Below are 17,586 nucleotides of genomic sequence, written 5' to 3' on the forward strand. Positions count from 1 at the left end.
GCCGCGCGCAGCGCAAGGAGCGTTCCTCGACCGTCGTGCCATCCCTGAGAGGGGGGCCCTTTTGCGCGCCGATCGGGGGTCCCGTTTGGACGCCGATTGACATCCACCAATACGGTATCCGTAATGACGCCGTTTCACTTAGGAAATCCTGTTAGTAGCCGTCAGCCAACCGCAGAGATATGGCGGGGCATAGCGTGGATGATAAGGGTCGAACTGGGCCTTTCAGGCAGACTTGAAAACTGTCGAAACGAGATGACGAATGGCCGCCCTGACCCGCTGCCATTCGGCCTCGGATTGAAGCGAAATGCCCGCAAATCCGGCCGAGGCGGTGGCTGACAATGTCAGATGTTGAATGGCGGCAATCAGGATGGCGTTGAACGCCGGCGCGTCGATCCCCGGTGGGGGGGACAGATCCCCCTTTATACGTCCAATCCACCGCGCTAGGGCGTCGCCGCGAGCCTTCGCAAACCCTAGCGTCAATGGATTGGCGGCAGACAGTTCCCAGGCGATTATCCGCTGCATCAACAGGCTGTCGCGCAGCACATCGATAAAGGCATCCAGAAGCGACGCGACAAGAGCCGCATAGCTGTCCGGGGTTGGCACTGCTTTAGCGGACAAGGCTGACTCGAGATCCGCCGCGACATCCCTGCCGATCGCTTCGGCAAGTCCGTCGAGCCCTCCGAAATAGCGATAGACTAGCTGTTTATCGCATCCGGCGCTGCGCGCAATGGCGTTCACACCCCACTTCTCAAAGCCATGGTCGGCCAAAAGCCTCTTTGCCGCGGCCACTATGGCGTCTTGCGTCCTGGGCCGGTCCCGGCCGCGCTCGGTTGTGCTCAAATCCTTCATCGCCCTCTCTTAGCGCCCCGTCACATGCCCCGCCAGATAAATATCACCGATGGGTGACAATGCCCCCTTGCGGATGTCACCATACGGTGATATTTGACTTGTCACCACCAAGGGACAAGGACGCAAACATATGACCCTGCCTACATCCATAAAGAATGGCGTGACCGGCGATCGGATCACCTTCCTGCTCTCGCCCATGTCGGGCGACGGCGATTTGCTCGCTTTCCGCTGCACGTTGCCGCCACATGGCGATGGCACGCCGCTTCATGTGCACGATGACATGACCGAAAGCTTTGTCGTCGAGCGCGGATCGCTGCTGGTCGATCTTGGACCTGCGGGGAATATCACCCTGTCGGAAGGTCAGGAGATCAGCATTGCCCCCGGGACCCCGCACGGCTTTCGCAACGAGACGGATGGCGAGGTTGTATTCGTAACCACCGCGACACCCGGCGAGGGGCTCGAGACCTTCCTGCGAACCATCTACGCGCTGGCGAACGAGGGGATGGTGAACGCGAAGGGGATGCCGAGGGATCCTCGGGCGCTCGCCTTTCTCCTGGATCGCGGCAACCTCTTGCTGGCTGGCGTTCCGCACATCGTGCAGCGCCTGGTGACCTTCATGCTGCGCGGCGTTGCGCGCCTGACGCGCTACGAACGCCGGCTTGACTTGATGGTGCGCGGATCATGAGCCGGTCGGCTTGGACCGGCTATGCCGCCATCACGCTCGCTGTCTGGTTCAACATTCCGTATGCCGTGCTGGCGGTGATCTTCGACTATCCGGCGATCCTGCGCCGGTCCGCGCTCGATGTTTTGGCCCGATTTGAAGCGGGCGGCGCTGCTCTCCTGCTGAGCTGGTATGCGTTCGCGCTTGCGGCCCTGGCTTTGTTGCCGCTGGCGGTCAGCATGGCGATCACCCGCCAACGGCTGGCGGCACGACCCGCTCTGGCAATCGGCGCCGCCATCGCAGGGGCGCTGGCGGGAGTCACCCAAGCGATCGGCCTTTTGCGGTGGGTTTTTGCCGTGCCGCGCCTTGCCCATGAGGCGGCAAAGGGTGATCCGGCAGCGGCAGCCGCTGCTGCCCAGGCGTTCGACATGCTCAATGCGTATGGCGGCGTCGCCGTTGGCGAGCATCTCGGTCAATTGCTCACCGCCCTGTTCGTCGGGCAGGTCGCTCTGCTTCAGCGCGCTGACAGTTATCGCCGGACCGCAGTGGCCGGATTTGCGACTGCCGCAATGCTGACCCTGGGCACCGGGGAAGGCCTGGCCATGGCGCTGGAGCAGAATGGCGGCATCTTTTCGCTCGCAACGATCGCCGGCTTTCTCGGCCTCACACTCTGGCTCATCGCCTCCGGCATCTCTCTGATCCGTCGCGCCTGACGGCCGAGCTTCACCCTCCCCTCAATTCGCTACCCGCGCAGCCATGACGGCGGGCGTGCGCGAGCCCCCATGCCGTCGGACATCAATCAAGGACCAAATCATGACCAAGACTGCTCGTTTTCAATCCACCCTGATTTTCGCCATCATGCCGCTATGGTTCGTCCCTGGCCTCGCCCGAGCGGGGGAGGACGCGGCCCCCGACCGGCTTCGAGGCAGTGCCGCCATCGGCATTGCGGCAGTCCCGAGCTATGAAGGGGCCGACGACCATCGGATCATTCCCTATGTCGACGGCCGCATCCAGCTTGGCCAGCGCTACCTGGCTGTCGAAGGCGCCAGCCTGCGCGCCAACATCGTCGCTGCGGACGGGATCGAGTTCGGTCCGATCGCTAACCTGACATTCGGCCGCAGCGGCAAGATCAAAAGCGCGGCGGCCGCCCGCCTTGGCGAAATCAAGGATGCCTATGAAGTTGGCGTCTTTGCCGCCTATTCAGTGCCCATCGCAGAGACAGACAGCATCCGTTTCGCTGTTCAGGGCGTCCACGACATCAGCGATGTGCACGATGGCTTCATCCTGACCGCTGGCGCCAGCTACATGGCGGCTGTCGGTGAGCGCACGACGATCGCCTTTGATCTGGGCGCCAGCTTCGCCGATGACGATTATGCCGCGACCTATTTCAGCGTCAGGCCGGCCGCCCCCATGCCAAGACGCCTGCCTGGCTATGCAGCCAAGGGTGGACTGAAAGACGCCGGCGCGTCCGTGACCGCCAGCTACCGGATCGCCAAAAACTGGAGCATAGTGGGCTATGCTGGATATCGCCGCCTTTTGGGCAATTTCGCCGACAGCCCGATCGTCGCGCGCGAAGGGAGTGCCGACCAGATCAGCGGCGGCATCGGTATCGCCCACATCTTTTAACGCGGTGGACCAGGGTGACGGCGTCCCTCAGTTCCGGTCGGCGCGTTGCCTGCTTGCAGGAGACCGCGCGCCGGCCGGTTCACGGCATCAGCCGCCGCCGCCCCTCCCACAAATGCCAGCGCATCGCCAGCGCCGCGCCTTCGGGGTCTTGCGCGCGGATCGCATCGACGATCACGTCATGTTCGCGCAGCATCGTCGCGATCACTTCGGGCGGGCGTGACCGGCTGATATCGACGCCCGCGCGCATGATCTTCTCAATGTCGGGATTGAGCGCGTCGAAGGCGAAGCGGAAAGCCGGATTGCCGGTCGCGTCGGCGATGCGGCGGTGCAGTTCCATGTCTTCGGCATGGGCAGGCTCGCTCGACAGCAGCGCCTCGCGCAGCAACGCCATGCCTTCCTCGATCCGCAGCATTTCCTGCGGCGTGCGGCGGGTCGCGGCCAGGCGCGCGGCCTCCGCCTCCAGCACGAACCGGACTTCATAGCTTCCGAGCGTCGTCGGCAACTCGGCCGAGTTGACGAAGGCGGCGAGCCGGTCCGAAGGGCGGCTCTTGACGAAGGAGCCTGCGCCGCGCCGCGCTTCGGTGATGCCGTCGGACGCCAGCCGCATCAGCGCCTCGCGCACGATCGCGCGCGACATGCCGAACATCTCCGCAAGCCGAGCTTCGGACGGCAGCCTCGCGCCGACCTCCAGATCCTCCGACTGGATGATATCGACGATCGCCGCATAGGCGTGATCGGACAGGCGCGGCGGGCTCATGCGCGCGGTCCTACAGGATGCTGCTGGCGAGGAGAACCAGCAGCAGGCCGACGACCGCGACCACCGTTTCCATGATCGACCATGTCTTGAATGTGCCCGCCATGTCGGTGCCGAGATAGCTTTTGACCAGCCAGAAACCCGGATCGTTCACATGGCTGAAGAACAGCGAGCCCGCGCCGATCGCCAGCACCATCCATTCGGGCGCGACGCCGGACGCGGCGACCAGCCCCTCCATGACGCCGGCCGTGGTGATCGTCGCCACCGTGGCGGACCCGGTCGCGAGGCGGATGCACACCGACACGCCCCAGGCGAGCAGGATCGGCGAGATCGCGCCGCCCTGCGCGATGCGCACCAGCATGTCGGACAGGCCGGCCGTCACCAGCACCTGCTTCAAGGCGCCGCCTGCGCCGATGGCGAGGATGATGCCGCCCGCCGGAGTCATCGCCTCCGTCCAGATCGCGCCCTGCACATCCCTGTCGGTGATGCGCCGGCCGAACAGCAGCGGCAGCGCGACCAAGACCGCGACCAGCAGCGCGACAACCGGATCGCTGATCCATTTGAGCCACTCGAACTGCGCGGCGACTGGCGGCGGCATCAGCGCTACCGCCTGACCGGCAGCGATCAAAACGACCGGCAGCAGCACCGCCGTCAACGCGCGGCCGACCGACGGTGTCGGCACGTCCAGTTGCACCGGGTCCAACAGAGGCGGATTGAGCTTCACGCCCGGCGCCGTGAAGCGGGCGAGCAGCGGCCCAGCGATGATCGCGGTCGGGATGCCGACCAGCAGGCCATAGAGCAAGGTGAGGCCAAGGTTCGCGCCGAGCGCATTGACGGCCAGCAGCGGTCCCGGATGTGGCGGCACCAGCGCATGAACCACCGACAGGCCGGCGAGCGCGGGCAGCATCAGCTTGAGCTTGGCGGTATCGTCATTCTGTCCATTGGGGAGCGCGGCAGCGGCGGAGGCGACGATGGGGAGCAGCAGTACGAGCCCGGTTTCAAAGAAGAGCGGCAGGCCGATGAGGAGCGCCGTGAACAGGCTGGCCCAGGGCGCGCCGCGCACGCCCGACAGGCGCAGCGCAGAACTGGCGATGCCACCCGCGCCGTTCGACAGTTGCAGCATCGCGCCAAGGCCAAGGCCAAGCGCGACGACGAGGCCAGTGCCGCCCAAGATCGTGCCGGCGCCCTTCTCCACCGCCTTGGCGGTTTCCTCCATCGGCAGGCCGGCGATCAGGCCGACGGTGAACGCGCCGCACAGCAATCCGACGAAGGGGTGGAGCCGGCCACGGATGATGAGCAGGATCGACAGGGCGATGCCAGTGACGGCGGCGAAGAGCAGCCTGTAGTCGGCGGGGTTCATCGCCGGTTCTCGCTCCGCAGAGGGAGGGCGTTCTCGCCCCTGGCGTCAGCCCGCAGACGATATGATAACGTCATCCCCTCTCCCTTCCATAGCCTTGCTGCGCCGCCGATTCGCGTGGCGATCGTCCAAATCTGTTAGACAGGTTTATACTGGAAAACACGGCTTAACTAGGATGAATTCGATCATGTACGAATTTTCGCTTGAACCTGTCTGACTGATTCTCGTATCGTTAGCGCTAACGAATCCAGACGCGCCGTTGTCGGCGCAGCGAACGGGACCAGTACAGGGAGAGGTAAGATGCACGTCGCCACCGAACTGCATGGCATTCTCGATCACCAGCCGCGCCGCCCGGCTGAGCCCCCGCACCTCACGCCAACGCAGATGAAGGTGCTGCGCTGCGTCCATTCCGGCTTGCTCAACAAGCAGATCGCCTATGAACTCGGCATGGCCGAGGCGACCGTCAAGGTCCACATGACCGCCCTGATGCGCAAGCTCAACGTCCGCAACCGCACCCAGGTCGCCATCGCGGCCGGGCATTTCGGCTGGATGCAGCACGCCTGACCTGATACGCCCATACCATATCCTATAGGATTCGGCAGAAACAGGCGGCGAAAGTCGCCGGATGGCGGAGAGGCAGAAGGCATGGCGCATTCACGCAGGGAATTGATCGGCGGCATTGGGCTCGGGCTGGCGTTGGCGGGGGCCGGCGCGCCTGCGGCGTTCGGCGCGACGCGGAGGATCGGCTATGCCGTCGTGGGACTGGGCTCCTATGCGACGCGGCAGATCATGCCCAATTTCGCCGGTTGCGAGACGGCGCGGCTGGTCGCGCTGGTCAGCGGCACGCCCGCCAAGCTCGATCAATATGGCGCGCAATATAATATCCCCAAGACGCACCGCTACAGCTATGCCGACTTCGATCGCATCCGCGACAATCCGGATATCGACGCGGTCTACATCATCCTGCCCAACAGCATGCACGCCGAATATAGCATCCGCGCCGCGCAGGCCGGCAAGCATGTGATGTGCGAAAAGCCGATGGCTGTGTCGGTCGCGGAGTGCCAGGCGATGATCGCCGCGTCCAGGAAGGCGGGCAAGAAGCTGATGATCGGCTACCGCTCGCGCTTCGAGCAGTATAATCGCCTCGCCATCGATCTGGCGCGCAGCGGCCATGTGGGGCCGACCCGGCTCATCACCGCCGAACATGGCTTTCCCGCGCAGCCTGGCATCTGGCGGCTCGATCGTCCGATGTCGGGCGGCGGATCGCTGATGGACATCGGCATCTACAGCCTGAACGCCGCGCGTTACCTGACCGGGGAGGAGCCGGTGGAGGTCAGCGCGGTCGATTCGACCGATCGCAACGATCCCCGCTTCAAGACGGTCGAGGACCGCATCACCTTCATGCTCCGTTTCCCGTCGGGCATCGTCGCCAACTGCGTGTCGAGCTACAGCAGTTCGCACAACGGCTATCGGGTGATCGGCACGCAGGGCTATATCGATATGGAGCCCGCCACCCCCTATCAGGGGCAGAGCATGTCGATCCGCAAGGATGGCGTGACTGCGCCGCGCGTGCTGCCCGCCGCGCCCAAGACGCAATTTGCGGGACAGCTCGATCATCTGGCCGAATGCATCCTTGCCGACACCACGCCGATCGTGGCGGGCGAAGAGGGGCTGGCGGACATGCGCGCGATCGAGGCGATCTATCGATCGGCGGCGGAGCGGCGCGCGGTTGCGATCCGCGCATGATCGACCGTCGCACGCTGATCGCAGGCGCGGCGGCGCTGCCGCTGGCGAACGCCGCCGCTCGCGCCGCCTCCCCTGCCCCGTCGCCCCGGATAGACCGGCTCGATCCCGCGTTTGATCGGATCGTCCCGCCGGGCGCGACCGTCGAATTTCTTGGTCAAGGCTATCGCTGGGCCGAAGGGCCGATCTGGGTGCCGCAAGGCAACTATCTGCTGTTCAGCGACCCCGCGTCCAACATCATGTATCGCTGGGCTCGCAAGGACGGCATCACGCCCTTCCTCTCGCCCTCCGGCCTGCAAACGCCGGTGCCGCCGGAAATCCGCGAGCCGGGCCTCAACGGCATTGCGGTGGCGGCGGACGGGAGCATCGTCGGCGCGGACAGCGGATCGCGCGCGATCGTGCGCGTCGATCTCGCCACCAAGCAGCGCACTATCCTGGCCGACCGGTTCGAGGGCAAAAGGTTCAACAGCCCCAACGACATGTGCATCGCGCCGTCCGGCGCAATCTATTTCACCGACCCGCCTTATGGCCTCAAGGATGCCGACGCTTCGCCGCTGCGGGAGCTGGATTTCTGCGGCCTCTACCGGCTGACCCCGGATGGCGCCGTCACCGTGCTGGACCGCAGCCATCGGCGGCCGAACGGCGTCGCGGTCTCGCCCGACGGGCGGACGCTCTATGTGGCGCTGTCGGACGAAAATCGGCCCGAACTGTTGGCCTATACCCTCGACGACAAGGGACTGCCGACCGGGCGGCGCGTGTTTCTCGATATGCGCAAGGGGCGCGCCGCCGGCGATCCGGGACTGCCCGACGGAGTGAAGGTCCGCGCCGACGGGCATGTCTTCGCGACCGGACCGGGCGGGGTGCATGTCTGCACGGCGGAAGGCACGTTGCTTGGGCTCATCCGCACCGGCAAGGCGGTCGCCAACTGCGCGATCGGCGAAGGGGGCAGAACCCTGTTCATGACATCGTCCGACCGGCTGGCGGCGGTGCCCCTGCTCGCCTGACCCCTATTTGTAGCGACCCATCACCACCTTCAGCCAGACCGGCCGGTCCGCCAGATTGAGGCCATAGTCGGTTTGGTCGCCGTTCCAGATGCGGTCGACCACCCATTGGGCGCCGGCGAAATGCCCCTCCTCCACGCGCACCACCATGCCGCCGGGCGCGCTGCCGGGCCTGGGCGCAAATTCGGCGCGGGCATAGTCGCCGGTCAGGAGGAATTCGTCGGGCGCGAGTTGCGCGACGACGAGCCCGCCGACCGGCTCCTTGGCCCAGGGGGGCCGGCCGGCTTCGGGGAACCAGGTTTCGCGGCCGAAATTCCATTGGCCGAAGCTGGCGGTGATGGTCCAGTCGCCCATGGCGGTGCTGACCGGCGCGCCGTCATCGGGGCGGGAGACGCCCCAGGTCGGATGCGCGAAGGCGATCTTCGCCCAGGGCGCGGCGGCGACGATGCGATATTTGGATGCGAACGCCTCCAGCGTCGGCTCGTCCAGCCGCACCGCGCCGAGCGGATGGTTGTTATAGCCGCTGTCGTCCATGCCGAAGGGTGAGAAGCCGATCGCCCCCTTCCCCAGCGACGCCCAGAAGAAGCGCGCATATTCGCGAGCATTGCCGATTTCCGGCACCATCAGCGCGTTGTCGGGCCGCGCATAGATGTCGAGATGCTTGGCGACGTTGCGGCTTACCCGGTCGTAGATGTCGGGCGCGGCGATGTCGATCGAGGGCGCTGCCGCCTTCCAGATCGGGATGACGTCGCCCTGCGGCCCGCCGCTGGAGATTTTTACCGGATCGGGCGTCGTGAAAGGATCGGCGAGCGCGGCGTTGACATACATGGGGAGCGGCTTGATCGCCTTGCCCGCTGCCGCGAGCGCCTCGACAAAGCGCGCTGTGTGCCAGGTGTTGAACGCGCGGTCGGCCTGATCGCCGAATAGGGCCGCCCATGTCCCCGCCGGCTTGCCCAGCGCCTTCGTCAGCGCCGCCGGGACTGGGCCGTCGAACAGCTTCTGCGCGGCCGCGCCATAGTCGCGGGGATTCTGGTAGCTGCCGGTCTCATTCTCCGGCTGCACCATGATGACGGTGTTCTGCGCGTCATGATCGCGCAGGTAAGTCATCAGCTGGACGAAGGCGCGCTTGTCCGCCTCCAGCGTCGCCGCGCCATGGGCGGAGAGCACCTCATGGTTGCTGCCGTCCTTCTTCTTCATGCGCGGGAAGCGGCGATTGTCGAGCTTCACCCACTCCGGCGTGTAGGTCAGGTTGGTGTTCTTCCACGTCCCGAACCACAGCAGCACCACCCGCTTGTGGTGCCGCCGCGCCTCGTCGAGCAGGGTCTGGACGAAGCTGAAGTCGAAGCGGCCTTCCGTCGGCTCGATCTGCTCCCAGGCGACCGGGACTTCCACCGTGTTCGCGCCGATCCGGTCGAGGATGGGCCAGGCGGTAGCAAGCGGCGCGGCATAGTTGCTGCTGTTGTTGACTTGCCCGCCCAGCATCAGAAACGGCGCGCCATCGACGATAAGCGCATGGCGGCCATTCTTCTTTTCGAGATGCGGGATGTCGCTGGCGGACTGCGCCACGAGCGGGGACGTGGCCATCAGCGATGCGGCGAGAAGGAAGGCGCGAAAACGCATGGGCGGCCTTTCGATAGGGATCGGGCTTGCCTCCTGCTTAATACTCCTACATTTGTCTGGAAAGCCGTCTGGGGTCGTAGGCGAGCGCCAATGCCGCATCGACGGGGTTTGAGGGAGGATGGGCAGTGAACAGCATCGATCGTCGTACCGCTTTGATCGGCGCAGGGCTGGCGGCTCTGCCTGCCGTCGCAGGCGCGCAGACCGTGGCGAGCGACGAGATCGTCGATCTGTGGCCGGGGCCTCCGCCCGGCATGACCGGCGCGAAGATCGTCCGCTCGATCGAGGCGCGCAAGGAAGACCCGGCCCATCCCGATCGCTGGGTTCGCGGGATCGACCGGCCCGTCCTGATCGTGCGCCGCCCTGCCCGCCCGAACGGCGCGGCGATGCTGGTCATCCCCGGCGGCGGCTATGGCTTCCTGTCCTACGACAATGAGGGGACGAGCCAGGCGGCGTGGCTGAACGCACGCGGCGTCACCGCCTTCATCCTGCTCTATCGCCTGCCCGCCGAAGGCTGGAACCGGCGGCAGGACGTGCCCCTTCAGGACGCGCAGCGGGCGATGCGGCTGATCCGGGCGCGAGCGTCAGCGTTCAACATAGACGCGAAGCGGGTCGGCGTGCTTGGCTTTTCGGCCGGCGGGCATCTTGCCGGATCGTTGGCGACGCGCCATGCGGAGGCGGTCTACGATCCCGTCGATGCAAGCGACCGTGAAGCCGCGCGCCCCGATATCGCGGGCCTCGGGTACCCCGTCGTGTCGCTGGAGGCGCCCTTCACCCATGGCGGATCCCGCGACAATCTGCTGGGTAAGGGTTCGCCCGAAGCGACGCGCCGCGCCTATTCGGTCGAGCGCCGGGTCGACGCGCAAACCGCGCCGATCTTTATCTTCCACGCGACCGACGACACGCTGGTCCCGCCCGCCAACGCCATCGCCCTGTTTCAGGCGATGGAGGCGGCCAAGCGGCCGGTCGCGCTGCATATGTTCCAGGATGGCGGCCATGGCTTCGGCGTCAAGCTGGCCAAGGGCCGACAGGGCGCGGTCTGGCCCGATCTCTTCGCCAGCTTCGCCGCCAGCCATGGGGTCATTCGCGCCTGATCTACGACTTTAGGCGCACTGGCGCTTGCGACCGTGACCGGCAAGATCGCCGTGCGCGTTGGGCAGGAGAAGATCATATGGCGAGATGGACGATCATGGCGGCGGCGCTAGCCGGCGTCGCATGGACCAGCCCCGCCTTCGCCGAGCCGATGGCCCTGCTAGACCGGCATGGCAGCCGGGTCGCGATCGAACCCTATGCGCCCAATATCGTCCGCGTCACCATCGCTCTCGACAAGGCGCTGGCGGAAGCGCCGCCGGGCGACGGGCCGATCGCGAAAGCCGACGCCGCCGGTTGGACGCACCGGAGCGACGCGAGCGGCGACATATTCGCCTCCTCCGCGCTGACGCTGACGGTGGATGCCAAGCCCTGGCCCAAGGCGCCCAGCCAGATGGAGCGCTATTTCGCCGCCGCCCTTCCCCCCGTTAGCCTGTCCGTCCGCGACGCGGGCGGCGCATTGCTGACGAGGATGACCGGCTGGGAGATGGCTCCCGTCACCGTCAACGGCGAAAAAACCTTCAAGGTCGGCGCGACCTTCGACTCCCCCGCCGACGAACATTATTATGGCTTGGGCCAGAATCAGGAGGGCGCGCTCGACCTCAAAGGGCGGCAGATCGACTGCCAGCATCATTATGACGCGCCGGCTGGCGAGACGGTCTGTGTTCCCTTCATGGTCACGAACAAGGGTTACGGCATCGTCTGGGACAATCCGGCGCGCACTTTGGTCTGGCCCGGCCTCCATTCGACCACCCGCTGGCAGAGCCAGGTGGGCGAGCGCGTCTCCTTCTTCGTCATCACCGGCAAGACCACGGACGAGCTTTACGCCGGCTACGCGAAGCTCACCGGCGAGACGCCGCTGCCGCCCAAGGCGGGCTTCGGCCTCATCCAGAGCAAGGCCCGCTACGAAAGCCAGCAGGAACTGCTCGGCATCGCCAACGGCTATCGCCAGCGGAACCTGCCGCTCGACATCATGGTGCTCGACTGGTTCTACTGGACCCGGATGGGGCAGATCGACATCGACCGCACCTATTTCCCCGATCCCAAGGGCATGAACGATACGCTCAAATCCATCGGGATGCGCTCGATCATCAGCGTGTGGCCGCGCTTCGAGCGGGAGTCCCGCTATTTCGACATGCTGGCGACCAAGGGTTTTCTGCTGCACGACAAGGAGGGCAACCCGATCGACGGGCTGCCGATGCGCTATGACCGTGCGGGCGCGCTGCTCGACAGCACCAACCCCGATGCCCGGCAATGGTTCTGGGGCACGGTGCGCGACAATATCCTGAGCCAGGGGTTTGACTGGCTGTGGCTGGACGAGACCGAGCCGGACCTGATCCCCGACGGTTACTGGTATGCGCGCGGGTCGGGCGACCGCTATCATAATCTTTTCCCGCTGGTGCATACGTCGGGCGTGGCGGACGGATCGGCGCGCGACCGGCCCGACTTCCGCAACATGATCCTTTCGCGCGCCGCCTATCTGGGGTCGCAGCGCACCGAGAGCCTGTTCTGGTCGTCGGATGTCCATGCGACCTGGGACGCATTGAAGCGGCAGGTGCCGACCGGGCTCAACTTCACCGCTTCGGGCCTTGCCTATTGGGGCAGCGATATCGGCGGCTGGCAATGGCCCAAGGGGCCGAAGGCGGAGCGGCCGGTGCTGGTCGATCCGGCGGGCGCGACCGCGATGGGCGCGGACTATCCCGATTATCCCGAACTGTTCGTGCGCTGGTTCCAATATAGCATCTTCACGCCCACGCTGCGCATCCACGGCCAGCGGCCGGGCACGGCGCTCTGGGATTATGGCGCGGCGGCCGAGCCGATCCTCGCCGAGTGGCTGCGGCTGCGCTACGCGCTGATGCCCTATCTCTACGCCATCGGGCGGCAGACCTACGAAAGCGGCGCGCCGTTTATGCGCGCCTTGTTCATGGACTTTCCCAACGACCCGAAGGTCGCGACGATCGGCGACCAATATATGTTCGGCCCCGCCTTCCTAGTCGCGCCTGTGACCGAGCAGGGGCAGACGAAGCGCGCGGTCTATCTGCCCGCCGGGACCGCCTGGTATGACTATTGGACTAACCAGCGGCTCGAAGGCGGGCAGACGGTCGAGGTCGACGCGCCGATCAACCGGATGCCGCTGTTCGTGAAGGCGGGGTCGATCGTGCCGATGGGCGCGCCGGTCAAAAGCACGGCGGAGAAGCAGCCCCTGGAGAGCATCCGGGTCTATCCGGGGGCGGACGCGCGCTTTACCCTCTATGATGATGACGGCACAACCAACGCCTATCGCAAGGGCGGGATGAAAGCCGACCTGGTCTGGGACGACAGGACGCGCCAACTGACTACCAAGGCCAAGCTGCCGACCGGGCAGGCGCTGAGCGGCCTCGTCCGGATCGTCGGACAATGAAGGAGAAGGACATGACCGGGATCAACCGCCGCGAACTGGGCCTCGGCCTTGGCGCAGCCGCGCTGGGATCGGCGATCGGCACTGGCGCGCAGGCGCAGCCATCGGCGTCCGGTTCCGCGCCGGACTCCCTGGCCTTCCCGCCCGGCTTCCTCTGGGGCTGCGCGACCGCCGCCTACCAGATCGAGGGCGCGGCGAAGGAGGATGGGCGCGGTCCGAGCAACTGGGACGTCTTTTCCCATACCCCCGGCAAGGTGGCGAACGGCGATACCGGCGATGTCGCCTGCGACAGCTACCATCGCTACCCTGAGGATATCGCGCTGCTGAAAGCCCTGGGGGTCAAGGCCTATCGCTTCTCGATCGCCTGGTCGCGCATCTTCCCCGAAGGGCGCGGCAAGCCCAATCCCAAGGGCGTCGATTATTATAACCGTCTCGTCGATGGACTGCTGGAGGCGGGCATCGCGCCGCATGTCACGATGTTTCATTGGGACTTGCCCGCCGCGCTGCCGGGCGGCTGGCAGAATCGCGACACCACTTATGCGTTCGGCGACTATGCCGCCTATATGGCCGGCCGCCTGAACGACCGGGTGCGGCATTTCATGACGGTCAACGAGCTGCTCTGCTTCACCGATCTGGGCTATCTGACCGGCGGCAAAGCCCCGGGCCTGAAGCTGCCGGAGAAAGAGGCGAACCAGGTGCGCCATCATGGCGTGCTGGCCCATGGCCTGGGCGTGCAGGCGATCCGCGCCAATGCCAAGGCCGGGGCGCAGGTCGGTCTAGCCGAAAACCCGTCCATCTACGTGCCCGCAATCGAAACGCCCGAGCATATCGAGGCGGCGAAGACGGCGATGCGCGAGAGCAACGCCATGTTCCTGACCGCGATCATGGAGGGCCGCTATCTCGACACCTATCTGACCGCGCAGGGCAAGGACGCGCCGGTGGTCAAGGATGGCGACATGACGCTAATCGGCGCGCCGCTCGATTTCCTGTCGATCAACGTCTACACCGGCAAGATGGTGCGGGCCGATCCGGCCAGCCCCTCAGGCTACGCCATCCTGCCGATGACCGGTGAAGCGCCGCGCATGCCCTCCAAATGGCTCTATGTGACGCCTGAGGTGATCTATTGGGGGCTGCGGTCGATCAGCGAGATGTGGAAGCCCAAGGCGCTCTACATCTCGGAAAATGGCTGCTCGGCCGACGACAAGCTGAGCGCCGACGGCAAGGTTTATGACACCGACCGGGTCATGTATCTGCGCAATTACATGACCCACCTCCAGCGCGCGGCGCGCGAGGGACTGCCGATCAAGGGCTATTTCGTCTGGAGTTTGATGGACAATTTCGAGTGGGAGGATGGCTATACCAAGCTGTTCGGCATCCATCATGTCGACTTCAAGACGCAGAAGCGCACGCCCAAGCTGAGCGCCGACTGGTATCGCGAACTGGTGCGGACCAACCGGCTGGTGTGACGGATGGGAGAAAACTGGCTGGGGCGGGAGGATTCGAACCTCCGCATGGCGGTACCAAAAACCGCTGCCTTACCGCTTGGCTACGCCCCAGCAGGGCCGGCGGGGTGCGCCGGCGCGGACCGCTCTATAGCGCTTCACAAGCGAAAGGAAAGCCTAGTCATGATAGTTTGATGACGGCAATATGGGGCGCATCATCCCCCGCCGGATCATCCAGCTTCATGTCGGTTTCCAACGCCCAGATCGCTCCTGCCTCCCCCCTCTTCCTGCGCGAGGACGAGATCAGGCGCGGCATCGAGATGCTCTATTTCGGCTATTCCGCGCTCACCCGCTCGATTGACGAGGGGCTGGCGGCGCAGGGCTTGGGGCGGGCGCATCATCGCGCGCTCTATTTCATCTCGCGCCAGCCCGACCTTACCGTCAAGGAATTGCTGCGGCTTCTCGCCATCACCAAACAGTCGCTGGGGCGGGTGCTCGGCGATCTGGTCGAGCGCGGCTATATCGAGACGCGGACGGGGACGAGCGACCGGCGGCAGAAGCTGCTGCGCCTCAGCCCGCAAGGCAAGGCGCTGGAAGCCGAGCTGTTCCGGGCGCTGCGCGAGAAGATGGCGGCGGCCTATACGCTGGCGGGACAGGGATCGGTGACGGGCTTCTGGCGGGTGCTGGAGGGGTTGATCCCTGAAGCCGACCGGTCGATGGTGTTCGGCCTGCACGGCGGATGACGATAGTCTGACGGCGTGCGGCGGGATAAAGTTAAGCCTGCGAAACCTTCTCCCGCTTTCTGCGCTTAAGAGGCTCCATCATATGCAAAGAGGAGCCATCATGCGTACACCCCTTATCGCCGCCGCTGCCCTGCTGGCCGCGACCGGCCTGTCGGCCTGTTCGGAAAAGACGCAGGACAGCGTCGAAAATGCCGGCGCGTCGATCGGCAACGATGTGAGCCAGGCGGTCGATACCGCTGGCGAGAAGATCGACAACGGTCTGGACGAAGCCGGCGAGGCGATCGACAATGGCGCGGCTAAGGTCGGCGCGGCCGCCGACGAAGCGACCGCCGACGCCAAGCGCGAAGGGGCCGAAGCGAAGCGGGATGCCGGCGAAGCGCTCGAAAATGCGGGACGCGACCTCAAAACTGAGTGACCGACGAGCGCGCTGTCACGGCGCGCTCGCCTCCCCCCTTTAGCCGCGCTTGAACACGGGCGGGCGCTTCTCGAAAAAGGCGGCGAAGGCTTCCTGCGCTTCGGCCGAGGCCATGGTGGCGCGGAAGAGGCGCGCCTCCTCCTCGATGCGGGCGTCGAGCACTGCACGATCGCCGCGCATCAGGCGGCGGGTCGCGGCGAGCGCCTGGGGCGGCCTGGCGACCAGCGCGGCGGCCTTGGCGCGGGCATGGCCGAGCAGCGCGTCGGCGGGGACGATGCCGGTGACAAGGCCCGCGCGGTCGGCGCTCTCGGCATCCATGGGTTCCCCCAGGAGCAGCATCGCCGCTGCCTTGGGATGCCCCATCATGGCGGGCGCGAGCAGGCTGGAGCCGGCCTCCGGCACAATCCCCAAATTGACGAAGGGCATGACGAAGCGCGCGTCGGGCACGGCGTAGATGAGGTCGCAGTGGAACAGCATGGTCGTGCCGACGCCCACGGCAAGCCCCTGCACCGCAGCGACGATCGGCTTGTCGAAGGCGGCGATGGTGCAGATGAAATCGAACGCAGCCGCCCCGCCCTCCGGCCCCGCCATGAAGTCCTTGAGGTCATTGCCCGCGCAGAAGGCGTCGCCGCGCCCGGCGATCAGCACCGCGCCGATGTCGGGGCGTGCGGCGGCGTCCGCCAGTGCGGCGATCATGCCGCGATACATGGCGGCGGTCAGCGCATTCTTCTTGTCCGGGCGGTCGAGATGGATCTCGATCACCCCATCCTGATCCTGGACGATGATATGGTCGGTCACGCCTTGCCTCTCCTTGCGCGGGTCCAAGGCGAAGTTGTTGGCGCAGCCTGCGCCTCGCGTCTATCCCCCCATTTTTGCTGATTGCCCTTCGGAGACAAGAATGCGCCGCCTGCGCCAGGCGCTGGACCCGTTCCTGCTGCTGCTGATCCTGACCGTCGCCCTAGCGTCGCTGCTGCCTGCGCGCGGGGTTGGCGCGCGCGTCGCGGACAGCGCGGCGGATGCCGGGATCGTGCTGCTTTTTTTCCTGCATGGCGCCAAATTGTCGCGCGCCGCCATTCTGGGCGGGGCGGCGGCGTGGCGGCTGCATCTGGCGACGCTGGGGACGAGCTTCATCCTGTTCCCGATTCTCGGGCTGGCGCTGGCGCATAGCGGGATGGTGCCGGCGGACATGCGGACCGGGCTGCTGTTCCTGACATTGCTGCCCTCGACCGTGCAGTCCTCCATCGCCTTCACCGCAATCGCGCGGGGCAATGTGGCCGCGGCGGTGGTGAGCGCGTCCTTCTCCAACCTGCTGGGTATCGTCGCGACGCCTTTGCTGGTCGCGCTGCTGATGCAGCGGGGTGGGAATGGCGGCCTCGTCTCGCTGAGCGCGGCCGAGGGGATCGTGCTGCAACTGCTGCTGCCCTTCATCGTCGGGCATCTGATGCGGCCCTGGATCGGCGGCTTTGTCGAGCGGCACAAGGCGGCGGTCGGGCGAGTCGACCGGGGGTCGATCCTGCTGGTCGTCTATGCCGCCTTTTCCGCCGCTGTGGTGGAGGGGCTGTGGGCCAAGGTTTCGGCAGCGGAACTGGCGGTGCTGGCGGGATTGTGCGTGGCGCTGCTGGCGGTGGTCCTGCTGTTCACATGGGGGCTGGGCCGCGCGATGGGGCTTTCGCGCGAAGATGCGATCGTGCTGCAATTTTGCGGGTCGAAGAAGAGTTTGGCGTCCGGCGTGCCGATCGCGGGGGTGCTGTTTCCGGCGAGCGTGGTCGGGCCGATCCTGCTTCCCGTCATGCTGTTTCACCAGGTCCAGCTGATGGCCTGCGCCCTGCTGGCGCGCCGCTATGAGGCTCAAGCAGAGGCTAAAGCGAACAGCGAGTGGGACAGCTGATTC

At 65.9% G+C, this 17,586-nt stretch carries 17 protein-coding genes and 1 tRNA gene; 12 read left to right on the forward strand and 6 right to left on the reverse strand.

Translation table 11 applies throughout. The annotated features are described in order from the left end of the window. Positions 1–222: 222 nt before the first annotated feature. Positions 223–849 carry a TetR/AcrR family transcriptional regulator gene (locus V2B31_RS18710; RefSeq protein WP_328281502.1) on the reverse strand — a complete coding sequence of 209 codons (627 nt, stop codon included), beginning with the start codon at positions 847–849 and terminating at the stop codon, positions 223–225. 196 nt (positions 850–1,045) lie between these two features. Here V2B31_RS18710 and V2B31_RS18715 point away from each other — a divergent pair, with 196 nt between their 5' ends. Genes V2B31_RS18715 through V2B31_RS18725 form a run of 3 tightly spaced genes read left to right on the forward strand, consistent with a single transcriptional unit; the run spans position 1,046 to position 3,136 of the window. Next, complete coding sequence (locus V2B31_RS18715; RefSeq protein WP_328281504.1) at positions 1,046–1,534, forward strand: cupin domain-containing protein; 489 nt, start codon at positions 1,046–1,048, stop codon at positions 1,532–1,534. Continuing rightward, on the forward strand, positions 1,531–2,223 hold the full coding sequence (locus V2B31_RS18720) for a DUF4386 family protein (RefSeq protein ID WP_328281506.1): 693 nt from the start codon (positions 1,531–1,533) through the stop codon (positions 2,221–2,223). Before V2B31_RS18715 ends, V2B31_RS18720 begins: the two co-directional genes overlap by 4 nt. A 43-nt stretch (positions 2,224–2,266) precedes the next feature. Next, positions 2,267–3,136, forward strand: a complete 870-nt coding sequence (locus tag V2B31_RS18725; RefSeq protein WP_328281508.1) for a MipA/OmpV family protein — start codon at positions 2,267–2,269, stop codon at positions 3,134–3,136. A 79-nt stretch (positions 3,137–3,215) separates the two neighbouring features. On the opposite strand, the gene V2B31_RS18730 is transcribed toward V2B31_RS18725, so the two are convergent. Together V2B31_RS18730 and V2B31_RS18735 are read right to left on the reverse strand one after the other, a co-directional pair. After that, complete coding sequence (locus V2B31_RS18730; protein WP_328281510.1) at positions 3,216–3,893, reverse strand: FadR/GntR family transcriptional regulator; 678 nt, start codon at positions 3,891–3,893, stop codon at positions 3,216–3,218. A 10-nt stretch (positions 3,894–3,903) separates the two neighbouring features. Further along, complete coding sequence (locus V2B31_RS18735; protein WP_328281512.1) at positions 3,904–5,250, reverse strand: GntT/GntP/DsdX family permease; 1,347 nt, start codon at positions 5,248–5,250, stop codon at positions 3,904–3,906. A 297-nt stretch (positions 5,251–5,547) separates the two neighbouring features. Between V2B31_RS18735 and V2B31_RS18740 the strand changes: the two genes are divergently transcribed. The 3 genes from V2B31_RS18740 to V2B31_RS18750 all read left to right on the forward strand — a co-directional run bounded on the left by V2B31_RS18740 (position 5,548) and on the right by V2B31_RS18750 (position 7,994). After that, complete coding sequence (locus V2B31_RS18740; protein WP_328281514.1) at positions 5,548–5,811, forward strand: helix-turn-helix domain-containing protein; 264 nt, start codon at positions 5,548–5,550, stop codon at positions 5,809–5,811. A gap of 81 nt (positions 5,812–5,892) precedes the next feature. Then, the gene (locus V2B31_RS18745) at positions 5,893–6,993 is read left to right on the forward strand and encodes a Gfo/Idh/MocA family protein (protein ID WP_328281516.1); all 1,101 of its coding nucleotides are present in this window, start codon (positions 5,893–5,895) and stop codon (positions 6,991–6,993) included. Then, positions 6,990–7,994: an SMP-30/gluconolactonase/LRE family protein gene (locus V2B31_RS18750; RefSeq protein ID WP_328281518.1), complete on the forward strand. Its 1,005-nt coding sequence runs from the start codon at positions 6,990–6,992 to the stop codon at positions 7,992–7,994. The genes V2B31_RS18745 and V2B31_RS18750 overlap by 4 nt, the downstream gene beginning before the upstream one ends. 3 nt (positions 7,995–7,997) lie before the next feature. Here V2B31_RS18750 and V2B31_RS18755 read toward each other — a convergent pair whose 3' ends face one another. Further along, positions 7,998–9,611 (reverse strand): DUF5597 domain-containing protein, encoded by a 1,614-nt coding sequence (locus tag V2B31_RS18755; protein WP_328281519.1) that lies wholly within the window; start codon positions 9,609–9,611, stop codon positions 7,998–8,000. A 125-nt stretch (positions 9,612–9,736) separates the two neighbouring features. Here V2B31_RS18755 and V2B31_RS18760 point away from each other — a divergent pair, with 125 nt between their 5' ends. From V2B31_RS18760 to V2B31_RS18770, 3 genes are all read left to right on the forward strand, one after another. Then, complete coding sequence (locus V2B31_RS18760; protein WP_328281521.1) at positions 9,737–10,702, forward strand: alpha/beta hydrolase; 966 nt, start codon at positions 9,737–9,739, stop codon at positions 10,700–10,702. 77 nt (positions 10,703–10,779) lie between these two features. Next, positions 10,780–13,098 (forward strand): glycoside hydrolase family 31 protein, encoded by a 2,319-nt coding sequence (locus V2B31_RS18765; RefSeq protein WP_328281522.1) that lies wholly within the window; start codon positions 10,780–10,782, stop codon positions 13,096–13,098. Positions 13,099–13,109: 11 nt separating this feature from the next. Next, entirely contained in the window at positions 13,110–14,561 is a 1,452-nt protein-coding gene (locus V2B31_RS18770; protein ID WP_328281524.1) for a GH1 family beta-glucosidase, read from the forward strand. Between the two features lie 15 nt (positions 14,562–14,576). Here the strand turns inward: V2B31_RS18770 and V2B31_RS18775 are convergent. Further along, a tRNA-Gln gene (locus V2B31_RS18775) sits at positions 14,577–14,651 on the reverse strand. Positions 14,652–14,779: 128 nt separating this feature from the next. Between V2B31_RS18775 and V2B31_RS18780 the strand changes: the two genes are divergently transcribed. Further along, positions 14,780–15,280 carry a MarR family winged helix-turn-helix transcriptional regulator gene (locus tag V2B31_RS18780; RefSeq protein ID WP_328281526.1) on the forward strand — a complete coding sequence of 167 codons (501 nt, stop codon included), beginning with the start codon at positions 14,780–14,782 and terminating at the stop codon, positions 15,278–15,280. A 100-nt stretch (positions 15,281–15,380) separates the two neighbouring features. After that, a complete protein-coding gene (locus V2B31_RS18785) occupies positions 15,381–15,695 on the forward strand; it encodes a hypothetical protein (protein WP_328281528.1) in 315 nt (104 codons plus the stop codon). A gap of 39 nt (positions 15,696–15,734) precedes the next feature. On the opposite strand, the gene V2B31_RS18790 is transcribed toward V2B31_RS18785, so the two are convergent. After that, positions 15,735–16,493, reverse strand: a complete 759-nt coding sequence (locus V2B31_RS18790) for an enoyl-CoA hydratase-related protein (RefSeq protein WP_328281530.1) — start codon at positions 16,491–16,493, stop codon at positions 15,735–15,737. A 100-nt stretch (positions 16,494–16,593) separates the two neighbouring features. Here V2B31_RS18790 and V2B31_RS18795 point away from each other — a divergent pair, with 100 nt between their 5' ends. Next, entirely contained in the window at positions 16,594–17,583 is a 990-nt protein-coding gene (locus V2B31_RS18795) for a bile acid:sodium symporter family protein (RefSeq protein ID WP_328281532.1), read from the forward strand. Positions 17,584–17,586: the final 3 nt, after the last annotated feature.

It is taken from the genome of Sphingobium sp. (genome assembly GCF_036170395.1).
Lineage (GTDB): Bacteria > Pseudomonadota > Alphaproteobacteria > Sphingomonadales > Sphingomonadaceae > Sphingobium.